The following is a 10,488-nucleotide window of genomic DNA, read 5'->3' on the forward strand; positions in this document are numbered from 1 at the left end:
CGTTTGCGCTATCGGTAGAGGCTTCGCCTGCGGCACCGAGAACCGGGGCGGCCTTGACTTCGGCCGTGGAACCCGGAAGCAGCAGTCCGTTTGCAGACGGGGCCTCGGAAGAATCGACCACCTGGGCGGCGGCAGCCTTCTCGGCGGCCTTTTTCGCCTGTTCGGCCCTGGCCGCAGCCTCGTTGTTCGCGCTGGTCGACATGAACCACCAAATCATGATGGCGCCGATAAGGATCGATCCGACGATAGTATTCTTATTCATCACTTTTCCTTTTTGGGCGGGACCGGGTCATAGCCGCCCTTGCAAAACGGGTTGCACCTTAAAATTCTAAAAACAGCAAGATAGAAACCTTTGAGCACTCCGTGGACTCTGATCGCCTCGATTGCATACTGCGAGCAGGTCGGGGTAAACCTACAGACTCCGTGAAAAAAATACGGGTGGATCAACTGGTACAACCGGATTGGTGCGACAAGCACCGTCCGCATGACCTCGCTAACCTTGCGCGTCCAAGCCATCGGTCCACTCCATCTTCCTGAATATCTTAAGGGCCGATTCACGCATGCGCTCCGAGGACATCACCTCGGAATTGTCGCTCACAATGATCATGGCCCACACGGGCTTTTGAATATGGGGGACCCTTTCAAAAAACAGGGGCCGCAGAATCCTACGGCACTTGTTGCGGTAAACAGCGTTACCGTTCTTTTTTTTAGCCAAAAAGCAAAAACGACAAAAACCGTCCGGGCTTTCTATCCAACGCATCGTAAAAGACGGTGTGCGGACGAACTTCCCATGGACGGCTACTTGCCGATAAGCTGGCTGGTTGGGCAGCCTATAGGAGCGGAGTGTCGCCAATCCTACTTCTTGTAGATGGTGTCGCTCACGGTCAGGCGCTTGCGACCCTTGGCGCGACGGCGGCTCAGAACAGCACGACCCCAACGGTCTTCCATGCGGGCACGGAAACCATGCTTGTTGGCGCGCTTACGATTATGAGGCTGGAATGTTCTTTTCATTGTAGTAACCTTTATTAAAAGTCAAATTTTTTGGAACTCAAAATTAGAAAAAAACCTAGATAAATCAAGGGGTTAAGGTTGATTAGGAGCAACTTTTAGCGTACTTTTTTGCCTTTCCCCAGCAATCGTTTCAATATATCAACAATCTATCAACAATCATCTAGTTGTCAATCATGTTGCGGATCTGGTTGCGGCCCTCGTTCTTGGCAGCAACCAGGAGTTCGTCGACCTTCGTGAGCAACTGTTTTACGTCACGCAGGCTACGCAAGCCGCAGGGCAGAAAACCACCGCTCACAGTCACGGAAATCTGAGGGTATTTCTCGAACTGGCACTGCATCACCGCCTTGCGGAAGGACTCCACCTTGGCATAGGCCTCCACCTCGGATGACGCGTTGATGATATAGATGAACTTTTCACAGCCGAAACGAGCCACACACTCGCCCGAGGACTCGTCCTCATAGCGCTGCAGCATCTTGCCAATAGCGCAGATAATCTCGTCCCCCACATCGTTTCCATAAATGCTATTGATGCCCTTGAACCGATCCAGATCCAACATCGCAAGGTAAAAGTCGTTGCGGCGCAGCCATACGGAAGATCCAAGATAGCTCAGGACATGCCGACGGTTATATAGCCCCGTCAGGGGATCGCGCATCGAAAGATAGTCGAGCCTCGCCACCAGTTTAGCGCTGTTCTCGCGCTCGTGGTTATAGGCATAAAGCGAAACGGAACCCACCACAAATAGCGTTATTCCCGTGAGAACCATGGTCACTATAAAGTCCAGGTACGAAGAATCCCTGTCCAGTTCGGCGATGACAAGTTCGGGACGCGCCCAGGCTAGCGTCGCCACGATAACCTGAATACCAATGGATATTAAAAAGGCAATCAGCTTTGCGCGACCGCGCATGGCAAAGGAAATCAACGCAAGAGAGGTAATGCAATAAAGGGGCATGCCACTAGTGACGCCGCCGCAGAACAAGAACAGCAGCGGGAGCAGAAAGCAGCTGAGCATGCAGCACATGACCAGGTAGCACTGATTGTACAAGGATGTCCTTACGGCAATAAAGGCCACGGCAATACAGGTCAGCGCGCAACCGACACTGCAGAGCGATGCAGCAAAACTGATTTCTTCCGCTATGGTGAACGCAGCAGAAAAAGAGGCCACGATCGTCACCACGACCAATATGGACCAAAAAAGCTTTCGCTCCAGGGTATCCTGGTTCTGCCAGAATCTCTTTAAAAATTTCACCATAACCGTATTTTTACAATATAGCTAAATTGATCTCCAAAAGATCCTTTGTGACATTTTTAAACTTATTTTTTTCGTTTAAGAATCAACCTTAATGCAAGTTGTTATATTTTAAACCAGCCTAATGGCGGTTTTCACTCATTTTGTAGGTTTAGCATGGAACTCACACCACTGGATATCCGAAAGCAGACTTTCCACAAGAAAAACTTCGGCGGGATCGATTCCGAAGAGGTCAAGGCATTTTTGGAAACGGCAGCAAGCGCCTTCGAACAGATGTCCAGGGAAAAGACCGACCTTACCGAAAGGCTCAAGGTGGCCGAAGAACGCGTAAACTATTACCGCCAGATCGAAAAGACCATTCAGGATGCCGTAGTGACCATGCAGCGTTCCGTGGACGAGGTCAAAGCCTCCGCCGAGAAGGAAGCCGAGATCATCGTTGCCGAGGCCAAGGCAAGGGCCGTACGCGAAGTGGAATCAACCAAGAAAGAAGCCGAAGAACTCCGCATGGAAATCGAACAGCTCCGTCAGCTTCGTACAAACTACTTCATCCGCTGCCGCGCCCTCATCAAGGGGCAGGAAGACCTGCTCGCCGCCATGGAAAACGACCAGAAACTCCAGGAAGAGCTACGCCGTCCGGGCATCAACGCCCCCACAGGCAACGTTCTCGCCTAGCCCATGAGAATCAACGTCAAGGTTCACGCCAGGAGCAAGCGCGAAGGCGTCACCCCCCAGCCAGACGGGAGCTACAAGGTCGAGGTCAAGGCCCCCCCCGTCGAGGGAGCCGCCAACCAGGCCGTATGCGAGATCCTCGCACAGCACTTCGGAGTTCACAAACGCGACGTATCCGTCGTTTCCGGTGCAACCAACAACAAGAAAATCGTCGAGATAAGCGTCTAGAGGCAAAATCCCCCTAAAAACGGACCATCCCATGAATAGCCCCCATACAACGAGGGCCTTTTTTTATTTATTTTAGTCAGCAGAATAGAGGGAATATCGAAGGAAAAGGGATATTTGGCGTATGAAAGAATTTCTAGAGAAAAGTTCCAATCTGCGGAGCATTCTGTTTCTAATTATAGTCGGCATCCTGCTTAACATCATTCCCGCGCAGTTCGCCATCAAGTGCGAAATTCCCCTGTTCCTCGACTGCCTCGGAACGATCCTCGTCGCCATGCTCGGCGGAAACCTCCCTGCCGTCATCGTAGGTTTCACATCCAACGCCATCAACGGGATTTCAGACCCCATTACCATGTACTATGGAGTCATAAGCATCCTCATTGCCGCAATGGCCACCTTCTTCTATCACAACCACTTTTTCAAGAACATTCCTAGACTGTTCGTCGTCATTTTCACTTTCGCCCTCATTGGCGGAGGAATCGGTTCCATATTCACCTACTTCCTGTACGGGTTCAGTTTCGGCGAAGGCATCTCGGCACCATTCGCCGTCGCATTCAACAACGTTTTCGGATTCAGCAAGTTTACATCGCAGTTGATGTCCGACATTATCATCGATGTTTTCGACAAGGCAACCGTCGTCATCCTGGCAGTACTCATTTTCCGTTTTATATCGCGTCCCTACAAGAATTACCTCAACAAGCTGCTACTTCGCGACAACAATAGCAACGACAAGCACAAGATTGTCAAGCATTCCCTGCTTCGCAAAGTTGTCATCATGGTGATTGGCGCCGAAGTCCTGCTCGGAGCACTCGCCTGCTGTATCGGCTTTTTCCTGTATCGTAGCAATTCCGTACGCAACTTTACCGAAATTGCACGAGGCGTGACAAACGCCGCATCGCATGCAGTCAACCCCGAAAAAATCGAAGACTACATTGCAAACGGCCACAACGCCGAAGATTATGACGAAGTCGAAAAAATTCTTTCCGTCATCAAGGAAAGCTTTCCCCAGACAACCTACCTGTATGTATATAAAATCTTGAAGGACGGTTGTCACGTCGTATTCGACATCGATCCCGAAGGAAGCAAGCCCGGAGACATCATCCCGTTCGACCCGTCGTTCGAACCTTACCTTCCCACGCTGTTCAATGGCGGAGAAATTGAACCCATTATTTCAGACGATTCCTACGGATGGCTTCTCACGGTATACAAGCCCATCAAGAATGCGGCAGGAAAGACCATCGCCTATGTGGCTGCCGACATATCCATGGAACGTATCATCACCGACGAATCCATATTCTTCATCAAGCTGCTGTCGCTATTCTTCGGCCTATCCATCATCATCATGAGTATAGTCATCGAACTCGTTAAACGCGGAATCGTGATTCCCGTGAACAAGATGTCGATGGCAGCCATGAAGTTCTCCGCTGCGACAACAATCATCAGCATGTCCGATGACGAACAGGTGAGCCTCGATAACCTCAAGGCCAGCGTCAATCGCATCGCAAGCCTGAATATAACGACCCTTGACGAAATCGAGCATCTTTATGAAGCCCTGCTTTCCATGGCTACCGACACCTACGAGTACATCAAGCAAATCAGGGACCAGAACGAACGAATCCAGCGCATGCAGGAAGTCATCATCATGGAATTCGCCGAGGTCGTCGAAGCTCGCGACAAGAGCACGGGCAACCATATCAAAAAGACGGCATCCTACGTGGAGGCCATCGCGAACCAGCTGCGGCACGAAGGCAAGTACCCGAACGAAATGACCGAAGAGTTCATCCACAAGCTCAAGCGCGCCGCTCCATTGCATGACATCGGCAAGATTGCCGTGTCCGACCTGATTCTGAACAAGCCTGGCAAACTGACCGATGAAGAATTCGCCATCATGAAGAGTCACACAACCGAGGGTTGGAAGATTCTCACAAAGATGGTCGAAGACGCCGGCGACACTATTGATGCGGGTTACCTCAAGGAATCAATCGAAATGGCCCACTACCATCACGAGAAATGGGATGGGACTGGCTATCCGGAAAGAATCAAAGGTGAAGACATTCCGCTTTCGGCACGAATTATGGCCGTGGCAGACGTATTCGACGCATTGGTGGCCGAACGCGTGTACAAGAAGCCTTTCACCTACGAAAAGGCAATGTCCATCATTCTGGAAGGCGCCGGCAAGCACTTCGATCCAATCGTAGTCGAAGCCTTTACGCACATCGCAGAAAAACTATATAACGAACGGACCAAGCTGACAACTACTCCGCCGACAGAAGAATCGACAGGCAACAGCTAATTCGACTTTTTCTTGTCGCGCCAGGCGAAAATGTTGGCCAGCACCGTTCCACTGATAGAATGGTAGGCACAGCTCAAGGCACAAGGCACCATGCAAAGCACCGCTTTGGGGTTGGCCGCCACATTTTCGGGATTGGCAAAGAAGGCCATGGCAAGGACCGTAGCCATGCCGGCGTTCTGCACGCCCACCTCGATAGCGATGGTCCGCTTCTTGGCGGTATTGAACTTGAAAAGCCTACCTACGCCGTAGCCCAGCACATAGCCTAGCGCATTGTGGCAGAACACCACCGCAAGCACCAGGAAAATTAGCGAAAAGCCGTTGGTCAACAACTGCGGACGCACCGTCACCACCACACCGCCCACAATGAGCATCAGGCCTATGACGCTCACGGCAGGCATGTTGGACTGGATTTCCTTGAACACGGCGCGCTTGCCCAAGAAGTAGTTGCAGAGGAACCCGATGGTAATGGGCGCGATTGTCACATACAGAATGTTCAGGAACATACCCTTCGCATTCACGTCGATACTGGTGTCGGCAAGCCACAGCACCAAAAGCGGAGTCATGATAGGCGCAAGGAGGGTGCTGACCATGGTCATGCTCACGGAATACGTGACATCGCCACGGGCCAAGAAACTCATGACATTGCTGGAAACACCGCCCGGACAGCACCCCACCAGAATGATGCCCACGGCAAGGTAGGGGTCCAGCCCGAACACCTTCGTAAGCCCGAAAGCCACAAAGGGCATGATCGTGTATTGCGCCACGGCGCCCAGCAGAATGTGGAAAGGCTGCTTCAGCAGATTCCGCACGTCGTCCATGGAGATGGTAAGGCCCATACTCAACATGATGACGCCGAGAATGACGGAAGATACATTCCCGTGAACCCAGCCGAAAGCAACCGGAACGAAGAATGCGACAATTGCGCTTGCGATGACAAAGGGTGAAGCGTAGTTCGAAAGCAGACGGCAAAATGCCTTGATTACCTTAAACATGACACAAATATAGGAATAGGGGCAGCTAGCGGCCAGTCTGCCTGACAAAAAACAATCCGATAGTAGTTTTCGAAAGTCGTTTTTTTTGCAAGAAGGTAAAGTATGTCACATTATGACACTTTATCCTATGTATATTTGAACCAGCGAGGTTCTATGCTGGTTACTTTCCTTATCGTGCTTGGCATATTGGCCCTTTTCGGGGCTGGTGACGCAGTGGATGCCTGCGCCATTACCTTGCTGTTGAAAGTGCTGCCAATACTCATTTTCGTGGGGATTGTGGTTTCGCTTATGTTTTGCGGAGGGTGAAAAAAAGACCGTAGCGGTTAGGCTACGGTCTGAAACGTTTTGGATTGCTTCGGGGCTTCGCCCCTCGCAATGACGTCGCTAATCACGCCTGTTTAACCACGATGTTGACCAGTTTACCCGGCACAACAATCGACTTGACGACAGTCATACCCTTGGTAAATTCCTTCACGCGGTCGTTGTCCATGGCGAGCTTTTCCAATGCGGCCTTGTCCATGTCCTTGGCGACAGAGGCCTTGGCACGGACCTTGCCGTTCACCTGGAACACGACTTCCACGGTGTTTTCCACGGCCTTGGAGTGGTCGGCTTCCGGCCAGGCGACATTCGTGAGCGATTCGTTGTGGCCGAGGATGCTCCACATTTCTTCGGCGATGTGCGGGGCAAACGGGTGCAGCAACTTCACGAAGGTTTCGCACGGTTCGCGGTAGCGCTTGTCCATCTTCATCATTTCGTTGTTGAAGATCATCAGCTGGCTAATCGCGGTGTTGAAGCTCATGTTTTCGATGTCGCTTGTCACCTTGATGACGGTCTGGTGCATCACCTTTTCGATAGCTTCCGGTGCGGTTTCGTCAACGAACACGGGGGCCTCATCGCTGTCGCCCACGACAGAACGCCAGGCGCGGCCGAGGAAGCGGTTCATGCCTTCGATGCCCTTGGTCTGCCACGGCTTCACGGCGTCCAGCGGACCCATGAACATTTCGTACAAACGAAGGCTGTCGGCACCGTAGTCACGCACCACGTCATCGGGGTTCACGACGTTCTTCAAAGACTTACTCATCTTCGCCACGATCTGCTTGAGCTCGATGTCGGTGCCCTTCTTGAATAACTTGCCGTTCTTCTCTTCGACTTCGTCAGTCGGGACCTTGGAGCCAGCGGCGTCTTCGTAAGCGAAGGCAAGAATCATGCCCTGGTTGAAGAGTTTCTGGAACGGTTCGTCGGTAGAGACGAGGCCGAGGTCGAACAAGACCTTGTGCCAGAAGCGGCTGTAGAGCAAGTGGAGCACGGCGTGTTCGGCACCGCCCACGTAGAGGTCCACAGGCATCCAGTACTTTTCAAGTTCCTTTGCCACAAATGCGTCGCCGTTGCAGGCGTCGATGTAGCGGAGGTAATACCAGCAGGAACCTGCCCACTGCGGCATGGTGTTCGTTTCACGGATACCCTTGCGGCCGTTCTTGTCGGTCACCTGAAGCCATTCGGTGGCATTTGCGAGCGGGGACTGTCCGCCGTCACCCGGCTTGTAGTCCTTGAGTTCCGGCAACAGCACCGGAAGTTCGGAATCATCGACGGTAGAGATTTCGCCATCTTCCCAGTGGATAATCGGGAACGGTTCGCCCCAGTAACGCTGGCGGCTGAAGAGCCAGTCGCGGAGCTTGTAGTTCACGGTGGCCTTGCCAATCTTGTTCGCTTCGAGCCATTCGATGACCTTCGCGATGCCCTGCTTCTTGTTGAGGCCGTTCAGGCAAAGCGTGTCGTTCTGGCTGTTGATGTAGGTGCCGTCGGCAGCCCAGCAGGCTTCGCCGGCGAGAACCTTCGGGCGAACGTCCTCGGGGCAGCTTGCATCCGGTTCCATGATGCAGATGACGGGCAGGTTAAACTTCTTCGCGAAATCGAAGTCGCGGGTATCGTGGGCGGGCACGGCCATGATGGCGCCGGTGCCGTAGCCAGTCAGAACGTAGTCGGCGACCCACACCGGAATCTTCGTGCCGGTGAGCGGGTTCACGGCGTAGCTACCGGTGAACACGCCGGTCTTTTCCTTGGCGAGTTCCGTACGGTCGAGGTCGCTCTTCAATGCGGCGGCGTGCACGTATTCTTCCACGGCAGCCTTCTGTTCGGCGGTCGTGAGTTCCGGCACCATCGCGTGTTCCGGAGCGACGACCATGTAGGTGGCTCCGAACAACGTATCGCAACGGGTGGTGTACACGCGGAGCTTCTTTTCGGTCGGCTTGCCGTTAGCGTCGGCAATCGCAAAATCCACTTCGGCACCGTAGCTCTTGCCGATCCAGTTCTTCTGCATGTCCTTCACGCCCTGCGGCCAGTCGAGCTTGTCGAGGCCCTTCAGCAGGCGGTCGCCATACAGCGGGATGCGCATGAGCCACTGCTTGAGGTTACGGCGTTCCACTTCCTTGGTGCCACACTTTTCGTGAGAGCCGTCATTCAGAACTTCTTCGTTTGCGCAAACAATCTTGCAGTGCTTGCACCACCACACCTGAGCGTCGGCGTAGTAAGCGAGGCGCTTGGAATCCTTGTACTTGCGGACTTCTTCCTTGCCCTTGGCTTCGACATCGGCAGGAATCGGGAGTTCTTCGATGGGGCGGCCCTTCTGCTGGTCTTCATCGAACCAGGTGCCGTAAAGGCGCTTGAAAATCCACTGCGTCCACTTGTAATACTTCGGGTCGGTGGTGTTGACTTCCTTGTTCCAGTCGTAGCTTAAGCCAAGGCGCTTGATCTGGCGGCGGAAATTGTCGCAGTTCTTCTTGGTGGTAATGGCCGGATGCGTACCGGTCTGAATAGCGTACTGTTCAGCGGGGAGGCCGAAAGCGTCCCAACCCATCGGGTGGAGCACATTGAAACCGCGGCTGCGCTTGTAGCGGCAGATGATGTCGGTGGCGGTGTAACCTTCGGGGTGGCCCACATGGAGGCCTGCGCCACTTGGGTACGGGAACATGTCCAGGCAGTAATACTTGGGTTTGGACTTATCGGTGCCCGTCTTGAAAGTCTGATGTTCTTCCCAGTAGGCCTGCCACTTGGTTTCGATCTCTTGCGGATTGTACTTAGCCATGATTTATGTCCTTAATTTTTTTCGGGCATAAATTTAGGAATTTTCACGCGACTCCACAAAAAAAGCGAACCCGAAGGTCCGCTTTCAAGTCCTTTCAATCAACAATGATTTACACTTTATCAAGAGCCTGCGTGAGGTCCGCGATGATGTCTTCGACATTTTCGATACCGACGCTGAAGCGGATCAGGTCCGGAGCAACGCCTGCTTCGATGAGCTGTTCGTCGCTGAGCTGGCGGTGCGTGTGGCTTGCCGGGTGCAGCACGCAGCTGCGGGCGTCGGCCACGTGGGTCACGATGCAGATCATCTTGAGGTTGTCCATGAACTGGATGCTCTTTTCGCGGCCACCCTTGATACCGAATGTCAAGACGCCGCACGGGAGGCCACCCTTGAACTGCTTCTGGGCAAGTTCATGGTACTTGTTGCCCTCGAGGCCCGCGTAATCGACCCAGGCCACCTTTGGGTGGTTCTGCAGGAACTTCGCGCAGGCGAGAGCGTTCTCGCAGTGGCGCGGCATGCGCAGGTGAAGCGTTTCAAGGCCAACGTTCAGGAGGAACGCATTCTGCGGAGCCTGGATGCTGCCGAGGTCGCGCATGAGCTGGGCCGTAGCCTTCGTGATGAAGGCGCCCTTGCCGAAAGCCTTCGTGTAAGCAAGACCGTGGTAGCTCGGGTCCGGTTCGGTGAGACCCTTGAACTTGTCGTGATGGGCTTCCCAGTCAAAGTTGCCGCTATCCACGATGCAGCCACCCACGGCCATCGCGTGACCGTCCATGTACTTGGTGGTGGAATGCGTCACGATGTCCACGCCGAAATCAATCGGGCGGCAGAGAATCGGAGTCGGGAACGTGTTGTCCACAATCATCGGCACGCCGTGCTTGTGGGCGATGTCCGCGAAGCGCTTGAGGTCCAGAATCTTGCCGGCCGGGTTTGCAACCGTCTCGCCAAAGAAGCACTTGGTGTTCGGGCGGAAGGC

11 protein-coding genes and 1 pseudogene are annotated in these 10,488 nt (G+C 53.4%); 4 read left to right on the top strand and 8 right to left on the bottom strand.

Annotation, left to right across the window (positions count from 1 at the left end; translation table 11 throughout):
• The 5 genes and pseudogenes from Q0628_RS01420 to Q0628_RS01440 form a co-directional block, all read right to left on the bottom strand.
• A pseudogene (locus Q0628_RS01420) lies at window positions 1-262 on the bottom strand (hypothetical protein); the annotation flags it as partial.
• Window positions 262-516 (bottom strand): membrane protein insertion efficiency factor YidD, encoded by a 255-nt coding sequence (gene yidD / locus Q0628_RS01425; protein ID WP_366979009.1) that lies wholly within the window; start codon window positions 514-516, stop codon window positions 262-264. The pseudogene Q0628_RS01420 and the gene yidD, both read right to left, overlap by 1 nt.
• Complete coding sequence (locus Q0628_RS01430) at window positions 494-853, bottom strand: ribonuclease P protein component (protein WP_298767798.1); 360 nt, start codon at window positions 851-853, stop codon at window positions 494-496. Before Q0628_RS01430 ends, yidD begins: the two co-directional genes overlap by 23 nt.
• A gap of 2 nt (window positions 854-855) precedes the next feature.
• Window positions 856-1,011: a 50S ribosomal protein L34 gene (gene rpmH / locus Q0628_RS01435; RefSeq protein ID WP_072979488.1), complete on the bottom strand. Its 156-nt coding sequence runs from the start codon at window positions 1,009-1,011 to the stop codon at window positions 856-858.
• A 160-nt stretch (window positions 1,012-1,171) separates the two neighbouring features.
• A complete protein-coding gene (locus Q0628_RS01440; protein WP_298767799.1) occupies window positions 1,172-2,260 on the bottom strand; it encodes a GGDEF domain-containing protein in 1,089 nt (362 codons plus the stop codon).
• A 153-nt stretch (window positions 2,261-2,413) separates the two neighbouring features.
• Between Q0628_RS01440 and Q0628_RS01445 the strand changes: the two genes are divergently transcribed.
• From Q0628_RS01445 to Q0628_RS01455, 3 genes are all read left to right on the top strand, one after another.
• A complete protein-coding gene (locus tag Q0628_RS01445) occupies window positions 2,414-2,929 on the top strand; it encodes a DivIVA domain-containing protein (protein WP_298767800.1) in 516 nt (171 codons plus the stop codon).
• Between the two features lie 3 nt (window positions 2,930-2,932).
• A complete protein-coding gene (locus Q0628_RS01450; RefSeq protein ID WP_298767801.1) occupies window positions 2,933-3,154 on the top strand; it encodes a DUF167 domain-containing protein in 222 nt (73 codons plus the stop codon).
• Window positions 3,155-3,275: 121 nt separating this feature from the next.
• On the top strand, window positions 3,276-5,444 hold the full coding sequence (locus Q0628_RS01455) for an HD domain-containing phosphohydrolase (protein WP_298767802.1): 2,169 nt from the start codon (window positions 3,276-3,278) through the stop codon (window positions 5,442-5,444).
• Here the strand turns inward: Q0628_RS01455 and Q0628_RS01460 are convergent.
• The gene (locus Q0628_RS01460) at window positions 5,441-6,436 is read right to left on the bottom strand and encodes a bile acid:sodium symporter family protein (protein ID WP_298767803.1); all 996 of its coding nucleotides are present in this window, start codon (window positions 6,434-6,436) and stop codon (window positions 5,441-5,443) included. The genes Q0628_RS01455 and Q0628_RS01460 overlap by 4 nt on opposite strands.
• A gap of 153 nt (window positions 6,437-6,589) precedes the next feature.
• Between Q0628_RS01460 and Q0628_RS01465 the strand changes: the two genes are divergently transcribed.
• Window positions 6,590-6,742, top strand: coding sequence for a hypothetical protein (locus tag Q0628_RS01465; protein WP_298767804.1), 153 nt, complete (start codon window positions 6,590-6,592; stop codon window positions 6,740-6,742).
• Window positions 6,743-6,824: 82 nt separating this feature from the next.
• On the opposite strand, the gene leuS is transcribed toward Q0628_RS01465, so the two are convergent.
• Both leuS and Q0628_RS01475 read right to left on the bottom strand, forming a co-directional pair.
• Window positions 6,825-9,518 (bottom strand): leucine--tRNA ligase, encoded by a 2,694-nt coding sequence (gene leuS / locus Q0628_RS01470; protein ID WP_298767805.1) that lies wholly within the window; start codon window positions 9,516-9,518, stop codon window positions 6,825-6,827.
• A 109-nt stretch (window positions 9,519-9,627) separates the two neighbouring features.
• On the bottom strand, window positions 9,628-10,488 hold an 861-nt coding region (locus Q0628_RS01475), incomplete at its 5' end, for an O-acetylhomoserine aminocarboxypropyltransferase/cysteine synthase family protein (RefSeq protein ID WP_298767806.1).

Source organism: uncultured Fibrobacter sp. (assembly GCF_937877005.1).
Classification (GTDB): Bacteria; Fibrobacterota; Fibrobacteria; order Fibrobacterales; family Fibrobacteraceae; genus Fibrobacter.

Coding starts and splice junctions, on each gene's coding strand:
- yidD (WP_366979009.1), bottom strand. CDS start 516: ATGGCTTGGACGCGCAAGGTTAGCGAGGTCATGCGGACGGTGCTTGTC.
- rpmH (WP_072979488.1), bottom strand. CDS start 1,011: ATGAAAAGAACATTCCAGCCTCATAATCGTAAGCGCGCCAACAAGCAT.
- Q0628_RS01440 (WP_298767799.1), bottom strand. CDS start 2,260: ATGGTGAAATTTTTAAAGAGATTCTGGCAGAACCAGGATACCCTGGAG.
- Q0628_RS01445 (WP_298767800.1), top strand. CDS start 2,414: ATGGAACTCACACCACTGGATATCCGAAAGCAGACTTTCCACAAGAAA.
- Q0628_RS01450 (WP_298767801.1), top strand. CDS start 2,933: ATGAGAATCAACGTCAAGGTTCACGCCAGGAGCAAGCGCGAAGGCGTC.
- Q0628_RS01455 (WP_298767802.1), top strand. CDS start 3,276: ATGAAAGAATTTCTAGAGAAAAGTTCCAATCTGCGGAGCATTCTGTTT.
- Q0628_RS01460 (WP_298767803.1), bottom strand. CDS start 6,436: ATGTTTAAGGTAATCAAGGCATTTTGCCGTCTGCTTTCGAACTACGCT.
- Q0628_RS01465 (WP_298767804.1), top strand. CDS start 6,590: ATGCTGGTTACTTTCCTTATCGTGCTTGGCATATTGGCCCTTTTCGGG.
- leuS (WP_298767805.1), bottom strand. CDS start 9,518: ATGGCTAAGTACAATCCGCAAGAGATCGAAACCAAGTGGCAGGCCTAC.